A 25,001-nucleotide genomic window follows, 5' to 3' on the forward strand; every position below is an offset into this window, starting at 1 on the left:
CTTCTAAATTGACTATAGCGATCTACTGCTCAGGAGATCATTCATTTAGATCGCTTAATCTTTTACCAACATGGCTAAGACTTCGAAATGATCCGAATGGGGAAAGAGATCGAATAACTGCACCTTAGTTAATCGATAGCCACGAATATGGGCGAGATCTTTAGCAAGGGTTTTGGGATTACAACTGGAATACAACATCGCCCTAGGGGCAAATTCACTTAAGGCGTGACACAGGGACTCACCAATCCCACGACGCGGCGGATTAACAATAATCAAATCGGGCTTTGTTTGCGCCTCATCACCCTTGGCAAAATCGGTGGAATCGAGCGCCATAAACTGCACGTTATTCAGCCCCATCATTTGCGCCGACATCTTCGCGCAAGCAATTGCCTCAGCTTCGATTTCAATCCCAGTTAATGGGATATCTTTGGAGGCACAGTGCAAACCAAAACCGCCCACACCACAAAATAAATCCCACAGCGAGTTTGGCGCAAATTCGCCAACCCACTCACGGGCGGTTTGATACAGTTTTGCAGCAACCTGTGGATTCGTTTGAAAAAAGCTTTTTGGGCGAATAAATAACGGCACATCGTTAAAGCGCTCTTCAAGACGAGTATTTTCAGTTAAGAAAATTTCCTCATCCCCTTCAAGGATCGCCATATGAATGGGCTGAATATTTACCGATACGACGCTGATTTGTGGATATTCAGCCAGCAACGCGGGTAATTCCCGTTCAATACGGGCAATGGCATCGGATGAGCGCAGCACAAAACGCAGCATATATTCGCCGCGCACTTGGCTGCGCGTCAGTAGAATAAACTTAAGCTCGCCCTTGGCTTTATCGATACGATACGGCGGGATACCCGCTTGCTGCACAAAACGCTCCAGACGGTGGAGCAACGCTTGCATATCAGCAGGGTACAGCAAGCAGTCACAGAGACTTACCGCCTCACCGCTTGGACTGACAATCCCCAGTACAGGCGCATGAGCCGCGCCAAGCACCACCATTTTCGCCTTGTTACGAAAACCTTGGTCTTCACCCACTACGGGCGGCAAAAATTGGGTATTAGTATGCTCAACAAATGGGGCTAACAATTGCTGTAATTCTTGGGTTTTCGCCGCTAATTGCATCGACATAGGGAGCTTAATATGACGACAGGATTGGCATTGGCCTTGTTCAAAATACCCACATTGCACTAATGTACTCACAGCATCGTACCCACAGCAGTTCCCGTCTATCTTATCTATTGAGATGGCGAGTGAAATTGAGATAACAACTGAAGCATAACAAATACCGTAACGGCCTCAGTTAAAAAGCGCCACACTTTAGCGTTTTTATGCCGAAAGATCATCTTCAACCACAGCATCACGCCCAATGTTAGACAGAATTAAGTTAATCTGAGGCTGTCTACATCGGCGATTGGTGGACGTTTTCCTAACTTTTGTTCAATCCATTCAATTACTTCAGCAGAAGTGCTTCTAAAGGTCGTGAGTTTGCCACCATATAAACTCAGCAGCCTTGGATGTGAAACTGAGGTTTGCATTAAGGTATCCCGAGGCCGCTCAAAAGCGGAGCTTGCCTGTTTAGGTAGCACTCGCACGCCGCAATAGGTTTGCACTATCTTAGCCTTAAGCTCCTCAATCGATGGGGAAAGTGGAAAGTAATGACGATAAATACCTAAGAGGTAATGAGTTTCAGATTCCGTTACTTGGGGAGGGGTATCAATGGATGTCAGCACTGTTTCAGTGGTGCCGATGAGCATTTGGCCATACCAAGGCATCACAAAAATCACCCGCTTATCGAAGCAGGATTCTAAATATAAAATCCCCTCTGGTGCAGGCAAGTCGAGCAATAAATGTGCACCCTGTACCCAATCGATTTCAACACCCGCAAGAGGCGGCTCAACGTTAGCTAATACCTGATTAACCCAAGGGCCAGCGGCATTTATCACCAGCTTGGCATCAATTTGTTGTACTTGGCCGCAATGGCGAAAGCTAAGCTCAATATGTTCCCGTAAATGATTGAGCTGCAAAAACTCTGCCTCGGCATAGATATGCGCGCCAAGTGCTTGAGCGCTTCGCGCCACTGCTTGAGTGAGTAATTTATCGTCGGTTTGTGCATCCCAGTATTGGAATACCGCTTTTAACCCAGTGAGTTTAAGCCCGTTAAAACGATGCCAATGCACTGCGGGAATAGAGACAAAACGCCCAAGCGGATCAAATTCACTCAACAATGCATATAAACTCAGCCCAGCACGTATCGTCAACGGATTGCGTTGACTGTCCTGATAGACGGGAATGTAGAAAGGAACAGGTTTGACTAAGCTAGGCGCCAGATCCAGTAAATTTCGCCGCTCAAGCAGTGACTTACGCACGAGATTAACTTGCCCACTCTCAAGGTAACGTAGGCCACCGTGGATAAGCTTACTGGAATTGGCTGAGGTTTGGCCGCCAATCTCACCTTTTTCAATAAGTAAAGTTGAATACCCTGCCGCTGCGGCATATTGGGCAATGCCGACACCGCTGATGCCACCACCGATAATAGCAATATCGAATGAACTCATAGAGGTTTTATCCATCCTGACGTGCTTCTGGCTAACGTATCCCAATTCTTTCGAATAGAGATACCTAATCTACACTGTGCAACTGTGCCAATGCTTTATCACACATGGCTTTTAGCGCTTTAAGATCATCAATCTCAGCCCCAATTTTACAGCGCATTAAATGCGGGATCTCACTGGCCTGTTGCTTTAACGCCTGACCAGCAGAAGTCAAACTGAGCACCCGAACCCTTTCATCCTGTTCGCTACGACCGCGACTCACTAATCCCTTTGACTCTAAACGTTTAAGTAACGGCGTCAATGTACCCGAATCGAGGAACAATTTATCTCCTAAGGTCTTCACGCTAATCCCCTGCTCCTGCCACAACACTAACATGACCAAATATTGGGGATAGGTTAAATCTAGCTTATCAAGCATAGGACGATAAGCTCGCACCATGGCATTTGCTGCACTGTATAGAGAAAAACAAACTTGATTCTCTAGGCATAACACATTGTCTGTATTGGTGGTTTCAGACATTTCTAACGCCTTTTCCATTGAAGTTAACTCAGAGCTTGGCATAGTCATTCCAAAAAACTTAAATATATTGCGCACAATATACTTGCATTCACACTAAAGATCGAACTATAGTTTATCACAATTAAATTGCACACAACTTAAATTAACTATTTAAACACTGAGGATCTAAACATGAAAACATTGTATGAAACCCGAGCAACCGCCAGAGCAGGTCGTCAAGGCCAAGTCAGTACCGATGATGGGTTACTCGATGTAGCACTCGCCTATCCAAAGGCAATGGGCGGAAGTGGATTAGCAACGAACCCTGAGCAACTGTTTGCAGCAGGTTATGCGGCTTGTTTCTCTAATGCGGTTTTGCACGTTGCCAAAATCGGCAAAGTGGCCATTACTGAAGCGCCTGTCAGTGCTGTGGTTGGCATTGGCGCCAATGATGCGGGAGGTTTTGCCTTAACTGTCGCCCTAGAAGTCAATCTTGACCTGCCGCAAGCTGAAGCCGAAGCCTTAGTACAACATGCCCATCAAGTGTGTCCATATTCTAACGCTACACGTAATAATATCGATGTAAAACTGAGTGTTAATGGTACAGCGTTAAACTAAGCGCTTAACCATAGACTGAAAAGCACCTTGGGGTGCTTTTCAGTTATTCGCAGCTTATTTCCCCAACAGTAAACCTGCCTCACTTCCCAAAAACCAGTTAATCGCGAGTTAACTAACATTTCTTAATGCTTAATTTAATCAAAAGGATTGAATTCAGTAGAGTAATAGTCAGAAATCCATTTAAAACACATCTTGTCCACAATTGTGGAGGCACTATGACTAAATACTTAACCCAATTCGCTCTGCTATGCTCTCTCGCATTAGCAATGCTCAGTGCACCTAGTTGGGCCGACACCCCAAATACTTCCGATCAAACGTGGCATTACGTCAACGCCCAAGGTGAGCTTAAGATTAAACTCTACTTTTTTTGGTCGAAAACCTGTCCACACTGCGCACAAGCTCACCCTTTTATTGATTCACTACCGCAAAAATATCCGTGGATAGAACTTGAATCCCATATGGTTTCTGCACCTGGCGTACAGGATATTTGGCAAAATATTGCCGCCAAAACTGCCACAGAAGCCCGCTCAGTTCCTTATATGGCGAGCTGCGAAAAAGCCATTATCGGTTATTCCAGCGAGGCGGTTACTGGCGAGTTCCTCGTTAATCGTTTGAAGAATTGTTACTTATCCTTAGGTGGTCAGCTAAGCGAAGCGGATATGCCAACAAAGGGAGCTGCGTCTGCTGCACCGACCAATAGTGAACCTCTGTTTGGCACTTGCGGAACCGACTCAGGTGAAGGCACCTGTGATGCAACTAGCCTGGCAAGTACCGACCAAGCTGAAGTACAACCCGTTGAATTACCACTTGTCGGAGTGGTCACTCCCGAGACGATGTCACTCCCGCTGCTAACGTTAGTACTTGCTGGCGTCGATGCCTTTAACCCTTGCGCCTTCTTCGTATTGCTGTTTTTACTGTCGATTATGGTTAATGCGAAGAGCCGTAGCCGTATGCTGTTAGTCGGCGGTATCTTCGTGTTCTTCTCTGGCTTTATTTATTTCCTGTTTATGACGGCATGGCTGAATATCTTCAAACTGCTAGGAGCAGGTAGTGATGGTGGAATGATCATCTTAGCGGCCGGGGTCTTAGCCTTGATCGCAGGCACCATTAACGTAAAAGACTACTTCTTTACTAAAGGAGAAGTCACCCTCTCAATGTCAGCTGAAAACCGTACGAGCCTGATCAAACGCATGGGGAAACTCTCTAATTCCAGTAGTTTAGGCGCCTTAATTCTGGGGTCGACTGTACTAGCGATTTTAGCCAATGCCTATGAGCTGCTCTGCACCGCAGGCTTCCCAATGATTTATACCAGCGTACTATCCATGCATAACCTGCCTGAGATTGAGCGCTATATGTATCTGGTTTTATACAATATTGTCTATGTGATCCCACTGGCAATTATTGTGATTGTGTTTAGTGCGACCTTAGGCAAACGTAAACTGACCGAAAAAGAAGGCCAGGCACTCAAGCTTATGTCGGGTGTGATGATGTTTGGTATGGGGGTTGCGCTAGTGATTGATCCCACTGCGCTACAGAGTGTTGGGCTGGCACTGGGGTTAATCCTAGGCTCTTTAGGGCTCACCTTCATCATAGTACTAAGTCGCAAGTTACTGACGGCAAAAGCCAACAAGGCAGTATAAGCATTAACGCTCGGCTTTGGATTGGCAAACTTGGGATAACGGACTAAAGTAAAACCTGAGCTTGCCGATACAAAGACTCAGCTTACAATTGAGGTTAGTTATGTCTATTTCACTGAACACCCAAGCTATCACGCCCAACTTAGAAAACGGTGCCGTTGGCGTTAAAGTGGCGCAGTTAGCCAAAGAGCAGCAAAAGGCAGAAGGTCAAATTGCCGTTGATTTAATTAACGCTGCAACACCTCAACCCGTGGGAAATACCGGCCACAATATCAACACTACGGCCTAATCCTAGCTCAATGTGTAACCAAAAAACGCCCCGAAGTTCGGGGCGTTTTTATTTACAATTTTTAATGCACTGATGCTGAGGGGAACCAATCAAGCTTAAGAAAAGGCATTACCATTCACATGCATAATAGTGAAAGTCCACACAACAAACGCCAGAGGAATATGCACTAAGGCATAAAAACATTGGTCGAGTCGACTCATCCCTTTGGCAAGCCAAATCAAATATAAATGCAGCCCAATAACAGCTGGAAACAAGGTAAACAGTGGATACAAGGCAAAAGGGCTAGCATCGGCTAACAAGCTGTGGCTTAACAGGGCCCAAGCCACCATTAGTGCCGTGGTTATAGGTGGCATGGCAACACGATACTGCTCTGGATACGGAAACATCCTTGGCCTCTTACACTTATTTAATACTTATGGTGGCAGTTGACCCCAAATGGGATCACTGGAGCGGTTTTCGCGCGATCAACTGCGCCTTAGCACTTTCAATACCCGTAACAGCATCGCTTAACCGCCCTTCAAAGTAATGCAAAGGTTGCCAGTTAGCAAATACGGATTGTAGTTCGTGTTCTTTGAGTAAAAAATCGGGATTGCGAGGGCGGCCAATTTCCGCCTGTTGCCACGTAAAGGTCTCATAGACAATGAGTCCCCCGTGCTTAAGGCTAGCGGCAATTTGCGGGAATAGTGGCCGATGTAAGTAATTAAAGACTAGCACTATATCAAAAGTGTCTTGGGGTAACAGAGAGGCGCTGCCATCTTCTAAATTCCACTGCCATTGATGTGCTTTGTCGTGTGTTAGCTTGACCAATGTACTCAAATCCTGGTCGATAAAGGTCACTTCACAGCCTTGATTCAGAAACCACAATCCATTTCGCCCAGAACCACAGGCTAAATCCAATACCTTAAGCCCTGCAAGCTCGGGCCATTGAAACTGGATAATTAAGCTCGAAGCGGTGCTGAGTGTAGCGTGTGTCATCCCTTTATCTCTTTTTTAGTGTCTATCTGTTTGCGATGCACTATCGAATAGTGTCTGAGTCCAGACGGGCCATGAGAGACTATCACAGATAAAAATAACACCAAGATAAACAACTCTGGCTTGTAATTGGCAAGGGGGATAAACAGACAAAGCAAACCTAATTTTCCAAGGGTTAACACACCCTTAAGTTGAATTAACCAACGCCAATCCCGCATAATTTCCCACAACATTAATATGCTGCCGGTGCTCATGGCGAGATACCAATAATTTAACCAAAGGGATTTATCAATGTTTAATAATATCCCTCCACCCGCACCTGCAATGCCTAATATATGTAAAGCCCTTAAGGCTGTTTTACTAAGTCGCTGTACCCAAAAACGTTTTTCAGAAATCTGCTGCCTAGGCATAAATTTAACCCCTCAACACCACTTAAATAACATTTTGGAAAAATATAATATATTTATTCAAAAAACACTGGTGGAATTTAATTATTTATAGAATACTCACATTATAAATTCTCGCACATTCACGACCAAGAGCAAAATCAAAAATAAGCCATTAAAATCAAAGATATAACAACAAAAAACTGACTATACCCACGCTAAAAAACAATTATTAAATTATAATTAAGCCCACCAAAATATGTTAACTCACGCAAGTTATACCGTATTCTCTAAGTGATTAACTTCAATTTCAGTAATATTTTCAGCCATATTGCACATTTCAATTATGTAATTCTCACTGTAACAATCGTTATGTGACCTAAGTACGCATATACCTCTTTAGATAGTGGTAACTTTGTTCATGGAGAATACTCTAAAAGCGCGTGAGCCACGTAAAATATAAATATCACGCCATGATGAATAACCCTTATTAAGTAGATGAAATGTACGGCGGAGGAACAATTATGTTCACAAGAAAGATTCAAAAAACAGCACTAGCCATGCTGATCTCTGGTGCAATGGCTGGCACAGCCTATGCTGCACCAGAAGTACTAGCCGATTTTCACGGTGAAATGGGTGGCTGCGATAGCTGCCACGTATCAGACAAAGGTGGCGTAACCAACGACAACCTGACTCATGAAAATGGCCAATGTGTTAGCTGCCACGGTGATCTAAAAGAACTGGCTGCTGCAGCGCCAAAAGATAAAGTTTCTCCGCACAAATCTCACTTAATCGGTGAAATCGCTTGTACCAGCTGCCACAAAGGCCACGAAAAATCAGTAACCTACTGTGATGCTTGCCATAGCTTCGGCTTTGATATGCCATTTGGCGGCAAGTGGGAACGTAAGTTTGTTCCTGTTGATGCAGACAAGGCGGCTCAAGATAAAGCCATTGCCGCAGGCGTGAAAGAAACAACTGACGTTGTCGTTATCGGCTCTGGTGGTGCAGGTCTTGCTGCTGCCGTTTCAGCCCGTGACGCTGGCGCAAAAGTGATCCTGTTAGAAAAAGAACCTATCCCAGGTGGTAACACTAAACTGGCTGCTGGTGGTATGAACGCCGCAGAAACTAAGCCACAAGCTAAGTTAGGTATCCAAGATAAGAAACAAATCATGATCGACGACACCATGAAAGGTGGTCGTAACATTAACGATCCTGAATTAGTGAAAGTCCTGGCCAACAACTCTTCAGACTCTATTGATTGGTTAACCTCTATGGGTGCCGACATGACTGACGTGGGCCGTATGGGTGGCGCAAGCGTTAACCGTAGCCACCGCCCAACGGGTGGTGCAGGTGTTGGTGCTCACGTTGCACAAGTACTGTGGGACAACGCCGTTAAACGTGGTACTGATATTCGTTTAAACAGCCGTGTTGTACGTATCCTTGAGGATGCGAGCGGTAAAGTGACCGGCGTTCTAGTGAAAGGTGAATACACTGGTTACTATGTGATCAAAGCCGATGCGGTAGTCATTGCTGCTGGTGGTTTCGCGAAAAACAACGACCGAGTTGCTAAGTATGATCCTAAATTAAAAGGCTTTAAAGCAACTAACCACCCAGGTGCTACCGGTGACGGCTTAGACGTCGCTCTGCAAGCTGGCGCAGCAACACGTGACTTAGAATACATCCAAGCTCACCCAACTTACTCACCAGCCGGCGGTGTGATGATCACCGAAGCCGTACGTGGTAACGGTGCTATCGTGGTTAACCGTGATGGTGACCGTTTCATGAACGAAATCACTACCCGTGACAAAGCATCTGCTGCGATCCTGAAACAAAAAGGTGAAAGTGCTTACCTCGTATTCGATGACTCTATCCGTAAGAGCTTGAAAGCCATCGAAGGTTATGTTCACTTGAACATCGTTAAAGAAGGTAAAACCATCGAAGAGTTAGCGAAACAACTCGATATACCAGCAGCTGAACTGGCAAAAACAGTGACTGCTTATAATGGTTTCGTGAAATCAGGTAAAGACACTCAATTCGAACGTCCTGATTTACCACGTGAGTTAGTTGTCGCACCTTTCTATGCCTTAGAAATCGCGCCAGCGGTTCACCACACTATGGGCGGTATCGTGATTGATACTAAAGCCGAAGTGAAGAGTGAAAAAACTGGTAAACCTATTGAAGGTTTATACGCTGCGGGCGAAGTCACTGGTGGTGTGCATGGTGCTAACCGCTTAGGTGGTAACGCTATCTCTGATATCGTGACCTATGGCCGTATCGCAGGTGCATCTGCCGCTAAATTCGCGAAAGATCACTAATATAAATCCTTTCTAGGTTAATGGACTAACCTTAGGCTCACATAGCACGACCATGAGAGCCAAGCTTGAACACTCAAGCTTATCGATACAAGCGAGCCGTCAGGGGCTCGCTTTTTTTATGCTTTTTTGAGCAATTGATGACTAAGCTCACTCTTTTTACGGGGTAAATTCATCACCAGAGGACAAATGTCGCCGAGTCACATACACTCAGTGCCAGTAACAATGTAACCCTTAGGTGATTGAAATGAGAATTGGATTTTTTAGCGCAAAACATTATGACATGCAGCATTTTAACCGTACTAATGCCGCATTTGGTGCGCAAATTGAGTATTTCGATTATCGTCTCTGCATGCAAACGGTAAAGCTTGCCGAAGGTTTTGAGGTGGTATGCGCCTTTGTTAACGACTCTCTCTGTGAAGAAGTGTTGGTCGAACTCGCTAACGGCGGAACAAAAATCATCGCCATGCGCTGTGCAGGCTTTAACAATGTCGATTTAGTCGCCGCAAAACGTTTAGGTATGCAAGTGGTCAACGTGCCCGCCTATTCCCCCGAATCCGTGGCCGAGCACACGGTCGCCTTGATGCTGACCCTAAACCGCAAAATCCACAAAGCCTACCAACGCACCCGTGATGCGAATTTCTCCCTTGAAGGGTTAGTCGGCTTTAACATGTTTGGCAAAACTGTTGGTGTAATTGGCACAGGTAAGATTGGGGTCGCCACCATTAAGGTATTGCTCGGTTTTGGCTGTAAAGTGATTGCCTTTGACCCCTACCCAAATCCTGCGGTAGAAGCGCTCAATGTGGAATATTTAGATCTCGATACCATTTACGCCACCAGCGATATTATCAGCCTGCATTGCCCATTAACCGCCGATAACCACCATCTGCTGAATAAAGAAAGTTTTGCTAAGATGAAACCCGGCGTCATGGTAATCAACACTAGCCGCGGCGGTCTGCTCAATGCCTTCGATGCGATGGAAGCCTTAAAGCTCGGCCAAATTGGCTCCTTAGGGTTAGATGTGTATGAAAACGAAAAAGAACTGTTTTTCGAGGATAAGTCGAACCAAATCATTCAGGACGATGTTTTCCGTCGCTTATCCGCCTGTCACAACGTGATTTTTACCGGTCACCAAGCCTTCCTTACCGAAGAAGCATTGGGCGCGATCGCCAACACAACGCTGAGCAATGTGAAAGCCGTGCTCGCGGGCGAGCGCTGTGGTAATGAACTGTTTTAACTGACAGATTAATACCTGACTGCTAAAGTGAGGCTTCAACGTTTGAAGCCTCACAGAGAGAATCTCAATATGTTAGTCACTCAGGAAACTCAGGATATCTCCACGCCTTCAGGGCTAATGCGTACTTACCTCTACCGCCCAGATGCCACCGGGCAATTCCCTTGTATCATTTTTTACTCGGAGATATTTCAGCAAACCGCGCCCATCGCCCGCACCGCAACAATACTCGCAGGTCACGGTTTTGTGGTGTTAGTGCCAGAGGTATTTCACGAGCTTAATCCGATAGGCACAGTGCTGGCCTACGATGATATGGGTAAAGACAAAGGCAATGCCGATAAATTTGCCAAGCCCTTAGAGCAGCACGACAGCGACACCCAAGCCCTTATCGATTTTGCCCGTCAGCAGAGTTATTGCTCCGGTAAAGTCGGCAGTATGGGCGTGTGTATTGGTGGCCATTTAGCTTACCGCGCAGCTCTCAATCCCGAGATTTTGGGCGCGTTTTGCCTCTATCCCACCGACATTCATTCCAATACCCTGCCCTGTGCCTATGGCAATGATTCACTGAGTCGCACAGGCGAAATTCAAGGGGAATTAGTGTTAGTGTTTGGTAAGCAAGATCCCCATGTATCGCCCGAGGGGCGGGTATTGATCCACCAACAGTTGATGGCTAAAAACCGCAATTTCAGTTGGCTTGAGGTGAATGCTCAGCATGCCTTTATGCGTGATGAGGGCGAGCGATACGATCCCGCGCTAGCACTGCAGATGTATCAGCAAGCTGTGGCGTTTTTCCAGAGGGTACTGCGATAATATTGTTATTATCCAACCCATAAATCTAAACCATTTTATGGGTTGGATAATTCAAAAGCTTAAGCAGCAGGTGTTGCTGGCGCATGTAAACGGCTTTGGCTATAAGCAACAAGTTCTTGGTTACTCACTCGCGTGATAAAAGCACCATCGAGGAAAAAGTCCACATCTTCGCCAACTTTACGGCCCGATAATAACTGGGTGCTACCGTCTTCGTAGGCTAAGGTCATAGTCACAGTGTGCTCATCGGGGTAGGCAATTTGCGCCTGAGTCAGCTTCACTGGCGCAGATCTAAGCTCATCACTCACATGGGGATTAATCTTAAAAATCGCCTCAACTGGCATATCAACCACAGCGGGTGATTTATCGGTAATCGGATTCTTGCCAGTCCAAAACTCAATGGTATTAAAGATGAACAGATCGCCTGTCGCCGCGATGCCATACACTGGGCTTAACAGCATAAACAAGCCTGCACGACCATAACGGTTATCCACCGCACTTAAATTTCCCTTAGTCACCATTTGGCTTAAACCCATTTGTCCCATACAACCGGTTAACTGGGTCGCGAGTAGCGTGCCAATCGTCACAGCTAAAAGTTTAGATTTCATTAAATTAGATCCATTAGGTAAAAACAAAAGCGCGGATTCTACGGATTCGTGAGCACTAAACCGTGCAACAGGGCACAATCTAAGGTAAACAAATGGAGGGAAATGTAATCAATAACACTGATTTTGTTATACAAAACAGATTAAGCAACGAAAGCTAACGCCAAGATAATAAAACTAAGTGCTTGCGAGTGCGCCGACAACAGTTTGCTAATAAATGTACATCGATGGCGCACATACAGGAGAATGATTACTCGAGGTCGAGTTTCTTTTTGCCATCCTGCAACGCTTGGCGCTCGGCAAGCGGTGACTGATCGGCCAGCTTTAACACCGCCTTCTGCAGCATCAAGTTGTTGGGATAGGTGATGGTATCGCCATTATCCCTGAGGATAAGTACATGAAACAGCGCGATTTCAATAATCACTCCACTGATATCTTCATCCTTATCCACCACCCGAATACGTTCACCGATCCGATACGGGAACACGAAAAAAATCAGCACACCAGCCGTTAAGTTGCTCAAGATCGACCATTGAGCGACTAAAGCGACACCCATCACCGCAAACGCGGAGGAAACAAACAGCGACACATCTTGATAACCTAATCCAAGTGAAACCGCCATTAACGACAAAGTGATAAAAAACATCACATAGGAAATAAACCGCGTGACTAGGCTGGTACGGGCCGCACTCACCTGCTTCATTAATGAGAGTTTTTTCACCCATTGAGTTAATGCTCGCTGCAAAAAGATAAACACCACAAGATAAATACAGGCAAGCAGGATTTGATTTGTCATAATAGCCACTTAAAAAACGAAACCAGCTGAATTCTAACTTTTTTATACCTGCACGCAAATCAGCTCAACGCAAATAGAGTAATAATGACCATGGCCGACGCAATTTTGTTACACGAAACTCACGATACATTCGGGCCAATCCGCGTGCTCGACTATGGAGATTCGCGCGTGCTCTCCTTCGGTGACAACGATGAACAAAGCAAAATCCTAAAAACCGCTCCCCATATTCCACAGCATACCTATGTACAGGGCATGATGCTGGTTCTGTTATTTTGTAAACCCAAAAGTGCGATAGTACTGGGTCTGGGTGGCGGTGCACTTATCCATGTGCTGCGCCGATTTGACGCAGCCATCAAGCTAACCGCAGTAGAGCTTCGTCCCACGGTTATCGAACTGGCCAAGCGTTACTTCCAACTCCCAATAGGTAAAAAGCTGAATGTTATCAATGATGATGCCCTCGTCTTTATGGCATCGGCCGAGCATAAAAAAGTCGATGTGATTTTTGCTGATATCTACAGCGCCAAAGGCGTTAACACCGGGCAACTCTCGGCGACCTTCCTTGAGCAATGTACTCAACGGATTAAACCCGATGGCTATTTAGTGCTTAACTGCTGGAAGGAACATAGCCAAAATCGGGAGTTACTTGCCGATTTGCAGCACCATTTTGCCCACGTGCATGCCTGCCTCACCAGTGGCGGAAACTGGGTGATTTTTGCTAGCCAAATACCGCAATCACTCGGCGCCAGCGCACTTAAGAGCCAAGCCCAAACCCTGTCACAGCAATTGGATTTTGCCCTTGAACGCTCACTAACACGGTTTGGCCCTTGGAATTAAGATTAATCTCAGTCAAATGGCGTAAATTAGTTAACCCTAAGACTCAGCTTTGCTATGCTTCTCACTCTCCACAGATATGAGTTGTCACCATGAAAAATAAGAATAAATTTTTGTTAAGCGTTATGGCTCTGGCGTGCCTTAACTCTCTCAATGCTAACGCCGAAACCTTTAGTTTTGACACTCGTAATTCACTTAATTCAGATACCTTAGTACTGTTCCAAAGTACTGATTCGACAACCTATAGTCTTGATTTTTTGCCCCAGTCGACTCAGGATCAACTCAATCTTGCGGTAGCTGATAATAGTTTTTCGGGTAAACGTGGTGAAATTTTAGAGATTTTAGTCCCGAGCGAAATCGACGCTAAACGAGTATTACTGGTTGGGATTGGCGATGCTAAAACCCTAACACCTGGTGAAATCAATACTTTAGGTGGCAACATTGCCGCCAAACTTGAAACCGTGCCACAAGCCACGGTACGCGTGCTGACCCAAGGCCTCAGTAACGCACCTCTCTTTGGTTCAGAGCTCGCCCACGGCATTGAGCTGCGTAGCTACCGCTACACTCAATTTAAAACCAGCAATCGCGCCGAGAAGAACTATCAAATCGGCGTTGATGACTTAAGCAAAAACCAAAAACATCATAAGAATCTGCAAGCTATCGAAGCGGGTGTGTTTTTAGCGCGCGATCTTACCAATGCCCCAGCGGGAAACATGTATCCCGAAAGCTTTGCTAACGAGGCGCGTAAACTCAAAGCCCTCGGCGTAAAAGTCACAGTACTCGAAGCCAAAGATATTGAACGCTTAAACCTCGGCGCCTTAGCGGCCGTAGGTAAAGGCAGTGAGCGCCCACCTAAGCTGGTTGTCGCCCACTGGCCCGGCAGCAAAGAAGCACCTATCGCCCTCGTCGGAAAAGGTATTACTTTCGACTCTGGCGGTTACAACATTAAAGCAACAGGCACCTCCATCGCGCGGATGAAGTCCGATATGGCGGGCGCGGCAACTGTACTCGGCACAGTCAAGGCGATGGCGATTCAAAAGGCGCCAGTTAACCTTGTCGCCATTATGCCGATGGCTGAAAATATGGTGTCGGGCCATGCGATGATCCCAGGCGATGTGATTAAAACCGCCCAAGGCCTTACGGTTGAGGTGCTCAACACCGATGCCGAAGGCCGTTTAGTGCTCGCCGATGGTCTCTGGTATGCCCGTGAAAACTACCGCCCATCAGTCATCATTGATGTTGCCACCCTTACAGGCTCAAAAGTCAGTGCGCTAGGCACCGTTTATGCGGGGTTATTTACCGATTCAGAGCCGCTAGTGCAGCAACTCACCTTTGCGGGTCAACAGGTGGGTGAAAAGGTCTGGCGCTTGCCGTTAGATCAAGCCTACGACGACGAGCTAAAATCCACCATCGCCGACTTAAAGAATACCGGTAAAGAAGGCAGCGCGGGAGCATCGTCTGCCGCCATGTTCCTCAAACGCTTTGCGGGTGAGCAACCTTGGGCTCACCTCGATATCGCTGGTAATGCCTTAACTGCCACCGATACCGCCGTTGTGCCCGCAGGTGCCACAGGCTATGGTGTGCGCCTGCTCAGTACCTGGTTAACTCAGCCTAAGGCGCAAAACTAGAACCTAGAACTTCAGTGGTTTGTTGCAACCGTTTTATGTTTAAAGGGATATCGTCGATATCCCTTTTTTATTGCCCTTCCCTAACGCTACATAACCAAATTAAACAATCGATTAGCCGCTAAGACACGCCAGTACTGAAAAATCGATTAATCCATCATATCAAACCCAATGAATTCGATAAAATCGATTAGGATGATAGTTTTTATCCGTTATATTTATCGTCGTTAGGTCAGTAATATACTTCTCATCGACGGGGGAACAAGCTAATGCCCGTCACTAAATTCACCATAATCAACTAAATGGAAGCATAAAATGACTCAATCAATTATCAACAGCACCATCAAACCATTCAAAGCCACTGCTTACCACAATGGTGAGTTCGTGCCTGTAACAGAACAAGATCTGTTAGGTAAATGGTCAGTTGTATTCTTCTATCCAGCAGACTTCACTTTCGTATGTCCAACTGAATTAGGCGACATGGCGGATCACTACGCTAAGTTACAATCTATGGGTGTTGAAGTTTACTCAGTATCGACTGACACTCACTTCACTCACAAAGCATGGCACGATACTTCTGACACTATTAAGAAGATCAACTTCCCAATGCTGGCAGACCCTACTGGCGTGATCAGCCGTAACTTCGGTGTGATGATCGAAGAAGAAGGTTTAGCACTCCGTGGTACTTTCGTTATCAACCCAGAAGGCCAAGTGAAAGTTGCTGAAATCCATGACTTAGGTATCGGCCGTAGCGCTCAAGAACTGGTTCGTAAGATCCAAGCGGCTCAATACGTTGCGACTCACGATGGTGAAGTTTGCCCAGCTAAATGGCAACCAGGTGACGAAACCTTAGCACCATCTTTAGACCTCGTTGGCAAAATCTAATCTCGCCTAAAGGTCAACCCCGCCAATCTGACTCCCCCCTGCATGAGTCAGATTGGCCCCCTCGCGTTTTTCAATATTTTTCAATTTTTACGCTGATTTGGAGTCATCATGTTAGATGCGAATTTAAAAAATCAACTGCAAACCTATCTGCAAAACCTCAAGAGACCAGTTGAACTTGTCGTGTCAGCAGATGAAAGCAAGAAGTCTCAAGAATTAAAAAGCTTAGCCAATGACATCGTTAGCCTTTCCTCTTTAGTGAGCCTCAAAGAAGCTCAAGGCCAACGCACGCCAGCGATGACAGTGGTTAACCCTGCACTCAATACTCAGATTAGCTTTGCTGGTCTGCCTATGGGTCACGAATTTACCTCACTCGTGCTAGCCCTGCTGCACACGGGTGGACACCCAATAAAACTCAGCGATGACATCATCGAGCAGATCCGTAATCTGCCAGGCAAATATGAGTTTGAAACCTATGTGTCACTCACCTGCCAGAACTGCCCTGATGTGATTCAGGCGCTGAATATGATGGCGGCGATTAACCCGAACATCACCAACGTGATGATCGACGGCGCCCTGTTCCAGGATGAAGTTGCCAGCCGCAATATCATGGCCGTACCGTCTGTGTACTTGAACGGTGAAGTGTTTGCTGCGGGTCGCATCAGCATTGGTGAGATTTTAAATAAACTCGATACTGGCGCGGCCAGCCGCAAAGCGGAAGAACTTAGCCAAAAAGCCCCATACGAAGTCTTAGTCGTCGGTGGTGGCCCCGCTGGTGCTGCGGCAGCAATTTACGCTGCCCGTAAAGGCCTGCGTACAGGTATTGTTGCCGACAAATTCGGTGGTCAAGTCGCCGAAACCGTTGGTATCGAAAACTTTATATCGGTTAAAGCGACTGAAGGTCCAAAACTGGTGGCAAACCTTGAAGCCCATGTGCGTGACTACGAAGTCGATATCATGGATAACCAAAAAGCCGTTAAACTGGCGAGCGATGGTTTATTCGAGCTCGAGTTAGCAAGCGGCGCGAAACTGCGCAGCCGTACCATACTACTGGCAACCGGTGCCCGCTGGCGCGAAATGAACGTACCAGGCGAGAAAGAATACCGTGGTAAGGGTGTGGCTTATTGCCCACACTGTGACGGCCCATTATTTAAAGGCAAACGTGTAGCAGTGATCGGTGGCGGTAACTCAGGTATCGAAGCGGCTATCGACTTAGCTAACATTGTTGAGCATGTCACAGTACTCGAATTTGATAGCAAACTGCGCGCTGACGATGTATTGCAACGTAAAGCGGCCTCTATGGGTAACATCAAAATCATTACTCAGGCGATGACCACAGAAGTGACAGGCGATGGTACTCGGGTGAATGGCCTAAACTACACCGACCGCGCAACGGGTGAAAGCCACCATATCGCGCTGGCAGGGATCTTCGTACAGATCGGTTTAGTGCCAAACGCTGAATGGTTAAAAGGCACTGTGGATTTGACTCCTCGCGGCGAAATCATTGTCGATGAGCGCGGCCAAACCTCTGTACCAGGCGTATTTGCCGCAGGTGACGTGACTAACTCACCATACAAGCAAATCATCATCGCCATGGGTAGTGGTGCCAATGCCTCACTGGGTGCATTTGATTACTTAATTCGCCATAGCGATGACAGTACCGAGACCACAGCGACTAAAGCGGCTTAATCTTTAATAATTAACCGCCCAATAAAATAGCCAGCTTACGCTGGCTATTTTATTGATAAGGATTCTCAAACCGAATTTGCATTAGTGTTTCAGGATGATCCACAGCGCCAAAACCAAATTGCGCATAAAGTCCATGGGCATCGCGGGTGGCGAGCATTATGCGTCTTAATCCTTGCAGATCAGGATGTTCCATAATTGCTGCCATCATCATCTTACTTAAACCTAAGCCGCGGTGTGATTCGAGGACAAACACATCGGCAAGGTAGGCAAAGGTGGCTTTATCGGTAATCAGTCGCGCAAAGGCAAGCTGTTGATTATCCCTATCAAATACTCCAAAACATAAACTGTTGCTAAGCGCCTTTTGCAGCAGCGCGGCAGGCATGCCCTGCGCCCAATAACTATTGGAAATAAAACCATGAATAACATCAAAATCCATTTCCGATAGCTCACTGCTGACTCGATATTCCATTTATCGCTCCAATATAGCGTTAAATACCGTTTAATCTAGGTATGTTTTGCACTCATAAATATCATCAACACCATGCCTAATAACACCACTTTTGCTAATGAATACATAGCTCCAGCAAAGGAGCCACCACCGTGATAGCTAAAAGCAAGATGGCGATTGATCTCAAATCGAAAAGAGTTAGCCAAGTGGCGATAAGCAAGAAAATAAAATAATGAGGCCGCGGGCCAAATGCCAATAATCAAGGTTTGGCCCTGAGCCTTCGTAGTCAAGACAGCAGAAACCCAGGGAATACAAAGGCAAACCGCATATATCCAAGCAAAACGCTTAAGTAACTGGCGAATCTTTTTGTCTGATAGTGACTTCAATCTAAAATTCCTTTTCACCTTTATTTGCCCGCTATCAGCGCGGATCACATCGGCTCAATTTGCTCAACCATCAACTGTAGGGTGAAATTACCTCGATATTCGTTCACATCGAGCTTATAGACGATACGCGCATGCTGAATTGTCGCATCGGGCCAAATGTGCAAATCCACATTAAAGGCAATCGCATCCAACATCACAGTGCCGCATTGAGTTTCAAGCACTAATTTAAGGTGGCGCTCCCCCACTATCCGCTGCTGGATAATCTTAAAATAGCCATCAAATAATGGCTCTTCGAAGGACTGGCCCCAAGGGCCCGCATTGCGAAGCAATTGGGCAATTTCGAGGGAAAGTTCCGTCGGCGTTAATTCGCCATCGGACCATAGTTCCCCCGTAAGCTGCTCAGGCTTTAATAGTTCACGCACCGCATCATCATAGGCTTTGGCAAAGGTAGCAAAACCACCTGACTTTAAGGTTAAGCCTGCCGCCATTGCATGGCCGCCAAATTTGCTGATAAGCCCAGGATGGCGGGAGTTAACCAACTCCAGCAGATCGCGCATATGCAAACCTTTGATGGAGCGCGCCGAGCCTTTAATTTCACCATTACCTGCGTCGGCAAAGGCGATCACGGGTCTGTGGTATTTATCTTTAATTCGCGAGGCCAGAATACCGATAACCCCTTGGTGCCAATCCTCTTGAAAGAGGGCAATGCCCCATGGGAGCTGTTCTTCATTAAGCTTTAGATATTCAAGACTTTTCAGCGCCTCTTGCTGCATCCCCACCTCAAGCTCGCGTCGCTCTTGGTTGAGGCTATCGAGCTCTGCCGCCATCCGCCTTGCATACATGATGTCTTCGCACAGCAGGGTTTCGACCCCGAGCGCCATTTCATCCAGCCTGCCGGCGGCATTGAGCCTTGGCCCTACGGCAAAGCCAAAGTCCGAGGCGACAATCCGAGCTGGATTACGTTTTGCGACTTCAAGTAGAGCAGTAATGCCCACACGGCAACGGCCACTGCGTACCCGCTGCAATCCCACCTCGACCAGAATACGATTGTTGGCATCGAGCGATACCACGTCGGCCACAGTGCCAAGGGCGACAATATCCAGCAGAGTGCCAAGGTTAGGCTCGGCAATACCGCGAGCTTGATACCAGTGACGAGCGCGCAGCTCTGCCCTTAGCGCCGTCATCAGATAAAAGGCGACCCCGACGCCAGCGATGGATTTACTGGCAAACTGACAACCGGGCTGATTGGGATTCACTATGGCATCGGCCGCCGGTAACTCATGGCCGGGTAAGTGATGGTCGGTGATCACCACCTGCATGCCAAAGGCCTTGGCGGCAGCTACGCCTTCAATGGAGGAAATACCGTTATCAACAGTAATAAGTAATTCTGCCTGTTTGGTTGCCGCCACGGCGACAATCTCAGGGCTCAGGCCATAACCGTAGTCAAAGCGATTGGGGATCAGATAATCGACTTTACTCGCGCCCATCATTCGTAGCGCGAGGATACACACACTTGTCGAGGTGGCGCCATCGGCATCAAAATCGCCAACGATCAGAATCGACTTATCAAGCTGCATCGCATCGGCAATCAACTTGGCGGCGTGATCTAAGCCCTTCATGGTATCGGGCCTTAACAAGCCTTTAAGTACCAGTTCACACTCGGCGGGCATGACTCCACGGCGAGCATAGAGCTGTCTTAACAGCGGCGGAAGGTGAGCGGGTAAATGGCTATCATCAACAGTTGGACGACGGATTATTTTATGGATCAAGGGAACAAACTCTTAAACAATCATGGGGCTAAGATAACAAAAAGGTGAGCTTTAGGCTCACCTTTAATGGTAATGGGATAAGTTTAGCCGAATTGCAGCTATTGGCGCGCTTCTAAAGTACGTAATAAATCCGCAGGTGGTTGATATCCTGGGATCATATTGCCATCTTCTAACACGATAGCAGGCGTGCCGTTAACACCAAAGCTGGTACCTAATTCGTATTGTTCGGCGATTTTAGCATCACAGGTCGCGGCAGAGACTTTTTTACCCGCCTTGGCTTCAGTCATGGCTTTTAATGGATCCTTAGCACACCAAATGGCCTGCATTTCATCGGCATTGGCAGATGGCACACCCGCACGTGGGAAGGCTAAGTAACGTACGGTAATACCCAACTTGTTATACTCGGCCATTTGGCTATGTAACTTGCGGCAATAACCACAGCTCACATCGGTAAACACAGTTACAACGTGTTTTTCATCTTTCGCTTTATACACCAACATATGATCTTCAAGCGGCTTCATCATCGCCAAACGAGGGCCTGCAAGTGCCGCTTCAGTCAGGTTTTTCATCCCTTTATCAAGATCGTATAAATTACCGTGGAACATTTTTGAACCATCACGGCTGATATAGAGCACGCCGCGATTAGTCATAGCTTGATATAAACCTTCGATGGGCGAATCCTGCATTGAAATCACTTCAACATCTAACATTTCACTGAGTTTTTGCTTAATCGCAGCAGTGTCTGGAGTGGTCGCCGTTGCGGCGCTGGCCAGAGGCGCAACAACAAGCGCGAAAACTAAAGATAATGCTCGGGTCAACTTCATGGGGACTTCCTATTAAGTAAATCGCTACTGCGACATATGGGTCAGGCTAATAGACCCTGTATGGGGGCAAAAAGTTACAGACAAGCCAAATAGAATGCAAATTTATACTGTAACTAAATTCAACCATTCACGGTTTTGTGATCCACAAAGCCTATCCCCGTGGATGATGCTGCTGATGTAACTCTTGTAATCTCGCTCGGGCCACATGGGTATAGATTTGAGTTGTCGATAAGTCACTGTGACCTAAAAGTAATTGTACAACCCTAAGATCGGCGCCATGGTTGAGTAAATGGGTGGCGAAGGCATGACGCAAGGTATGGGGTGAAAGTTCAGTTTCAATTCCAGCTCGGCTCGCGTAGAGCTTAATACGATGCCAAAAGGTTTGCCGCGTCATCATCTGCGATCGCTTTGAAGGGAACACCACGTCAGATTGAACATAGCCTAAGAGTTCATGCCGCGCCAAAGTTAAGTAATGTTCTACGGCGGCTATTGCTACCTCACCCATTGGCACTAAACGCTCTTTACCGCCCTTACCCACAATCCGCACTAAGCCTTGGCGCAAGCTCATCTGCTCCATGGTTAATCCCACCAGCTCGCTCACCCGCAGTCCGGTGGCATATAACAACTCAAGCATAGCTTTATCGCGGCATTCAACGGGGTCGTCCACATTGGGCTCACCCAGTAACCTATCAACCTGTGACTCGCTTAGAGAATCAGGTAAATGCCGACTTAACTTAGGCGATTCAATCAGTGCCATGGGATCGCCTGCAATCTGCTTGGCCTGCAATAAATAGGTGTAAAAACGCCGTAAACTACTCAGCAAACGTGCACTACTAGTGCGGGCAAATTGTTGCTCGACCCGATAAGCTAAGTAAGCACGAACGTCAGCTTGACCCACATCGCACAAACCCAATCCTTGGCTTTGCAGATAGCGATCAAAATGGCGTAAATCGGTGCGATAGGCACTCAAGGTATTGTCACTTAAGCCCTTACTAGACCAAAGATCATCAAGAAATGCATCAATAAGCGGATCACACTGATAGGTTTTAGCCACGAAAACTCCATAAAAAACGGCGTATGGTAGATACGCCGTTGATATTAACTTAATTTCTCCGCGACTGGCAGTCGCCTTTATTTAGGCGGCAGTGACTGCTTTTGCACCGCCACCGCGAATCATTAAACACAGCACAATGACCACTAAGGTTGGCAATAACCACGCCATTCCCTCTTCATACAGCGGTAGGAGAGACAGGGTGGGAGACATACCACTGACGAGATCGATAAAGCTCTGCGCCGCTTCAGTCACGCCTTTACCGTCTTCACCCGTGAGGCTTTTTGCGGCAACCTTCATACCGTCAAAGATGCCAAACAGGAGTGCCACAGACAGGGTCGCACGGTGAGCAAACTGCGGACGAGGGAAATATTCAGTTAAAAAGGTTACCGCGACCAGTGCAATAGCCACAGGGTAAACCGTCATTAATACCGGAATGCTGATATTAATCAGTTGTGACAGCCCAACGTTCGCAATCACAGCACAGATAGCGCTTAATATAATCACCAGAAAACGATAAGACAGCTTTGGCATTAGCTCATTGAAAAACTCAGAGCACGCACTCACTAATCCCACCGCCGTAGTTAAACAAGCTAACGTTACCACTGCCGATAACAACACAGTGCCTAAATTGCCAAACTCACGGGTCACATAGTTAGTTAAAATTTCACCGCCATTTTTAGCACCTGCGGCAATATCACCCGCCGTGGCACCTAAAAAGAACAATGACACATAAACAAAGGCAAGACCCGCTGCGGCAATAAAGGCAGCGCGAATAAGGTACTTAGTCTGTGCGCTAGGCTGCTCGATGCCCTTTTTACGCAGCAGATCGATAATCAACATACCGAACATCAAAGATGCCAAAGTATCCATAGTGTTATAGCCTTCAAGGATACCTTTAGTCAGCGGATGGTTTTTGTAATCACCTACGGCCGCGCCAACATCAGAAGCGGGTAAAAACACCACAGATAAGGCTAAACCTACTAGTAATAACAATAGGATAGGGGTTAATACTTTACCGACGCTGTCGAGTAATTTCCCGGGGAACAATGCCAGCAGCATAGTCACAGTAAAGAAGCACAAGGTATAAATTAGTTGCGACAGATTAAGCGATAAACTGCCAAGCATAATGGTTGCTGTGGTGTTATCAATAAAGGGCTTAGCACCGATTTCATAGGCCACTAGACCGGTACGCGGCGCTGCAAATGCAGGCCCGATGATGATATAAATCGCAATGGCTAATGCCGTTGCCGCAAACACAGGCAACATCGCCATAACCTTACCTTGAGCCTTAGCAACAGCAATGAGCCCGACCAAAGGTAAACCTACGGCAGTGATGAGAAACCCTAGCATCGCAAGGAGCATGTTCTCCCCAGCTAACATCCCCGCAAAGGGAGGAAAAATTAAGTTACCTGCCCCCAAAAAAAATGCGAAGGTCATAAAACCTAAGCCTAATGTATCCCCAATACTCATCTGATTGTCTTGCACGGAAAGCCCCATCTTGTCTTATTGTTTTTAATAAACTTAAGTGATTATGTGTCGATTAGCCATAGCTAAAACAAAGCCCATCCGGAGTGCAAATCTATGTTTACACAATTCCGTGGTAAATATGTGCGATATCTGCTGAGTTTATAAACAAAAATGAACTAAAAATTGGCTTCATTGCCGATTTATTCACCTAAAAACCCGTTCACCTATCCGTTAATCATAAAATTGATTAAAAATGGGGGCGAAACTAATATCAGAATTCAAAAATCAATACAACAGGTAAGATAGTTTTTATCGAAAAAAGCGTTCCAATGCTAATTAACTGCTAACAATGAGTTACCAAGGTAATAAATTAAACCGCCAATTAAGTGAACTTAGACTCAAAACAGCACAAAAATACACAAACGCGATCTCATTGGAAGAATAGAGCGATTAGGGTATGTTGGGGTTTCAGGACGAATCTTTAAACATCAATGCGCCCGACTCATAACCATAAAAATCTTAGCGAAAGCACAACTCGCCCTTTAAAATAGCCACGATCTTAAATCGCATTCCCTTATTCATCGGATAAATGAGTTTTCATGGCTTTTACCTTTAAACAATTCCACATTGATGATCTTAATTGTGGCATGCCCGTTAGCACCGACGGCGTGATATTAGGCGCATGGGCACCGCTTGCTCAGGCAAAACACATTCTAGATATAGGGGCCGGAAGTGGATTATTGAGTTTAATGGCAGCGCAGCGAAGCCTTGGGCAGATCACCGCGGTGGAGCTTGAGGAAAAAGCCGCCGCCGCATGCCAATTCAATATGGTGCAAAGTCCTTGGGCGGACAGGCTCAGTATTATCCATAGCGATATTCAAGACTTTTGCCAGCAAACTCAGTATTACGGATATTTTGATCATATCATCTGCAACCCGCCTTATTTCGAACATGGCCCCAAGGCGAACGACCAGCATAGAGCGATGGCGCGCCATACCGATACCTTAGGATTTGAGCCATTGCTAAAAGCAATCTCCCAATGCTTATCACCTGAGGGTTCTGCAAGCCTTATATTGCCGATTCAAAGTCTTATACGCTTTAAAGTCTGCCTAAATCAGTTCGCACTTTATCTCAGGCAAGAGGTACAGGTTAAAAGTGTGGAGAATAAAGCCGCCAATCGCGTTTTGCTGTTATTGACTAAAACACAGGGGAGCCAGTGCCTGCAAACCGTATTCACCATCCGTGGATTAGAGGGAAGTTACACGAATCAAATGGTCGAACTGACAAAGGATTTCTATCTTAAGCTATAG

General features: G+C 46.5%; 25 protein-coding genes. 11 read left to right on the plus strand and 14 right to left on the minus strand.

Features of this window, described 5'->3' with window-relative positions; all coding sequences use genetic code 11:
* Positions 1-54: 54 nt before the first annotated feature.
* From rlmC to ohrR, 3 genes are all read right to left on the minus strand, one after another.
* Positions 55-1,209, minus strand: coding sequence for a 23S rRNA (uracil(747)-C(5))-methyltransferase RlmC (rlmC, locus tag JM642_RS16160; protein ID WP_172589508.1), 1,155 nt, complete (start codon positions 1,207-1,209; stop codon positions 55-57).
* Between the two features lie 179 nt (positions 1,210-1,388).
* A complete protein-coding gene (locus JM642_RS16165) occupies positions 1,389-2,564 on the minus strand; it encodes an FAD-dependent oxidoreductase (protein WP_055647426.1) in 1,176 nt (391 codons plus the stop codon).
* 64 nt (positions 2,565-2,628) lie between these two features.
* Complete coding sequence (gene ohrR / locus JM642_RS16170) at positions 2,629-3,123, minus strand: hydroperoxide resistance transcriptional regulator OhrR (protein WP_109277516.1); 495 nt, start codon at positions 3,121-3,123, stop codon at positions 2,629-2,631.
* A 129-nt stretch (positions 3,124-3,252) separates the two neighbouring features.
* Here ohrR and JM642_RS16175 point away from each other — a divergent pair, with 129 nt between their 5' ends.
* The 3 genes from JM642_RS16175 to JM642_RS16185 all read left to right on the plus strand — a co-directional run bounded on the left by JM642_RS16175 (position 3,253) and on the right by JM642_RS16185 (position 5,604).
* A complete protein-coding gene (locus JM642_RS16175) occupies positions 3,253-3,678 on the plus strand; it encodes an organic hydroperoxide resistance protein (protein ID WP_069453421.1) in 426 nt (141 codons plus the stop codon).
* Between the two features lie 215 nt (positions 3,679-3,893).
* Positions 3,894-5,318 (plus strand): hypothetical protein, encoded by a 1,425-nt coding sequence (locus tag JM642_RS16180; RefSeq protein WP_055647425.1) that lies wholly within the window; start codon positions 3,894-3,896, stop codon positions 5,316-5,318.
* A gap of 100 nt (positions 5,319-5,418) precedes the next feature.
* Positions 5,419-5,604 (plus strand): hypothetical protein, encoded by a 186-nt coding sequence (locus JM642_RS16185; RefSeq protein ID WP_011621607.1) that lies wholly within the window; start codon positions 5,419-5,421, stop codon positions 5,602-5,604.
* A gap of 95 nt (positions 5,605-5,699) precedes the next feature.
* Here the strand turns inward: JM642_RS16185 and JM642_RS16190 are convergent, their stop codons facing one another.
* Genes JM642_RS16190 through JM642_RS16200 form a run of 3 tightly spaced genes read right to left on the minus strand, consistent with a single transcriptional unit; the run spans position 5,700 to position 6,986 of the window.
* The gene (locus JM642_RS16190; RefSeq protein ID WP_037414668.1) at positions 5,700-5,990 is read right to left on the minus strand and encodes a hypothetical protein; all 291 of its coding nucleotides are present in this window, start codon (positions 5,988-5,990) and stop codon (positions 5,700-5,702) included.
* 55 nt (positions 5,991-6,045) lie between these two features.
* Positions 6,046-6,579 (minus strand): class I SAM-dependent methyltransferase, encoded by a 534-nt coding sequence (locus JM642_RS16195; protein ID WP_203432153.1) that lies wholly within the window; start codon positions 6,577-6,579, stop codon positions 6,046-6,048.
* Positions 6,576-6,986, minus strand: coding sequence for a hypothetical protein (locus JM642_RS16200; RefSeq protein ID WP_047538262.1), 411 nt, complete (start codon positions 6,984-6,986; stop codon positions 6,576-6,578). The genes JM642_RS16195 and JM642_RS16200 overlap by 4 nt, the downstream gene beginning before the upstream one ends.
* A gap of 500 nt (positions 6,987-7,486) precedes the next feature.
* Here JM642_RS16200 and fccA point away from each other — a divergent pair, with 500 nt between their 5' ends.
* From fccA to JM642_RS16215, 3 genes are all read left to right on the plus strand, one after another.
* Positions 7,487-9,277, plus strand: coding sequence for a fumarate reductase flavoprotein subunit FccA (gene fccA / locus JM642_RS16205; protein ID WP_037414671.1), 1,791 nt, complete (start codon positions 7,487-7,489; stop codon positions 9,275-9,277).
* A gap of 244 nt (positions 9,278-9,521) precedes the next feature.
* Complete coding sequence (ldhA, locus tag JM642_RS16210) at positions 9,522-10,511, plus strand: lactate dehydrogenase LdhA (protein ID WP_037414672.1); 990 nt, start codon at positions 9,522-9,524, stop codon at positions 10,509-10,511.
* A 69-nt stretch (positions 10,512-10,580) separates the two neighbouring features.
* Positions 10,581-11,318, plus strand: coding sequence for a dienelactone hydrolase family protein (locus tag JM642_RS16215; protein ID WP_203432154.1), 738 nt, complete (start codon positions 10,581-10,583; stop codon positions 11,316-11,318).
* Positions 11,319-11,377: 59 nt separating this feature from the next.
* Here JM642_RS16215 and JM642_RS16220 read toward each other — a convergent pair whose 3' ends face one another.
* Both JM642_RS16220 and JM642_RS16225 read right to left on the minus strand, forming a co-directional pair.
* Complete coding sequence (locus tag JM642_RS16220; protein WP_037414674.1) at positions 11,378-11,923, minus strand: DUF3332 domain-containing protein; 546 nt, start codon at positions 11,921-11,923, stop codon at positions 11,378-11,380.
* Positions 11,924-12,170: 247 nt separating this feature from the next.
* The gene (locus tag JM642_RS16225) at positions 12,171-12,716 is read right to left on the minus strand and encodes a mechanosensitive ion channel family protein (protein ID WP_037414676.1); all 546 of its coding nucleotides are present in this window, start codon (positions 12,714-12,716) and stop codon (positions 12,171-12,173) included.
* A gap of 90 nt (positions 12,717-12,806) precedes the next feature.
* Here JM642_RS16225 and JM642_RS16230 point away from each other — a divergent pair, with 90 nt between their 5' ends.
* The 4 genes from JM642_RS16230 to ahpF all read left to right on the plus strand — a co-directional run bounded on the left by JM642_RS16230 (position 12,807) and on the right by ahpF (position 17,743).
* Positions 12,807-13,550: a fused MFS/spermidine synthase gene (locus JM642_RS16230; protein WP_172587457.1), complete on the plus strand. Its 744-nt coding sequence runs from the start codon at positions 12,807-12,809 to the stop codon at positions 13,548-13,550.
* Positions 13,551-13,639: 89 nt separating this feature from the next.
* Positions 13,640-15,175 carry a leucyl aminopeptidase gene (locus JM642_RS16235; protein WP_069453424.1) on the plus strand — a complete coding sequence of 512 codons (1,536 nt, stop codon included), beginning with the start codon at positions 13,640-13,642 and terminating at the stop codon, positions 15,173-15,175.
* Positions 15,176-15,487: 312 nt separating this feature from the next.
* Positions 15,488-16,057 (plus strand): alkyl hydroperoxide reductase subunit C, encoded by a 570-nt coding sequence (ahpC, locus tag JM642_RS16240; protein WP_011621596.1) that lies wholly within the window; start codon positions 15,488-15,490, stop codon positions 16,055-16,057.
* A gap of 108 nt (positions 16,058-16,165) precedes the next feature.
* Positions 16,166-17,743, plus strand: a complete 1,578-nt coding sequence (gene ahpF, locus JM642_RS16245; protein ID WP_203432155.1) for an alkyl hydroperoxide reductase subunit F — start codon at positions 16,166-16,168, stop codon at positions 17,741-17,743.
* Between the two features lie 49 nt (positions 17,744-17,792).
* Here the strand turns inward: ahpF and JM642_RS16250 are convergent, their stop codons facing one another.
* From JM642_RS16250 to brnQ, 6 genes are all read right to left on the minus strand, one after another.
* Positions 17,793-18,212 (minus strand): GNAT family N-acetyltransferase, encoded by a 420-nt coding sequence (locus JM642_RS16250; protein WP_037430839.1) that lies wholly within the window; start codon positions 18,210-18,212, stop codon positions 17,793-17,795.
* A 35-nt stretch (positions 18,213-18,247) separates the two neighbouring features.
* Positions 18,248-18,625 (minus strand): hypothetical protein, encoded by a 378-nt coding sequence (locus JM642_RS16255; protein WP_239000455.1) that lies wholly within the window; start codon positions 18,623-18,625, stop codon positions 18,248-18,250.
* A complete protein-coding gene (gene recJ / locus JM642_RS16260; RefSeq protein ID WP_203432156.1) occupies positions 18,622-20,346 on the minus strand; it encodes a single-stranded-DNA-specific exonuclease RecJ in 1,725 nt (574 codons plus the stop codon). Before recJ ends, JM642_RS16255 begins: the two co-directional genes overlap by 4 nt.
* Positions 20,347-20,444: 98 nt before the next feature.
* Positions 20,445-21,170, minus strand: coding sequence for a bifunctional protein-disulfide isomerase/oxidoreductase DsbC (gene dsbC, locus JM642_RS16265; protein WP_037414691.1), 726 nt, complete (start codon positions 21,168-21,170; stop codon positions 20,445-20,447).
* Between the two features lie 151 nt (positions 21,171-21,321).
* Positions 21,322-22,224, minus strand: coding sequence for a site-specific tyrosine recombinase XerD (xerD, locus tag JM642_RS16270; RefSeq protein WP_203432157.1), 903 nt, complete (start codon positions 22,222-22,224; stop codon positions 21,322-21,324).
* An 81-nt stretch (positions 22,225-22,305) separates the two neighbouring features.
* Positions 22,306-23,721, minus strand: coding sequence for a branched-chain amino acid transport system II carrier protein (brnQ, locus tag JM642_RS16275; protein WP_069453432.1), 1,416 nt, complete (start codon positions 23,719-23,721; stop codon positions 22,306-22,308).
* Between the two features lie 569 nt (positions 23,722-24,290).
* Here brnQ and JM642_RS16280 point away from each other — a divergent pair.
* Positions 24,291-25,001 (plus strand): methyltransferase, encoded by a 711-nt coding sequence (locus tag JM642_RS16280; RefSeq protein WP_037414698.1) that lies wholly within the window; start codon positions 24,291-24,293, stop codon positions 24,999-25,001.

The organism is Shewanella sp. LZH-2 (assembly GCF_016859145.1).
GTDB classification, from domain to species: domain Bacteria; phylum Pseudomonadota; class Gammaproteobacteria; order Enterobacterales; family Shewanellaceae; genus Shewanella; species Shewanella xiamenensis.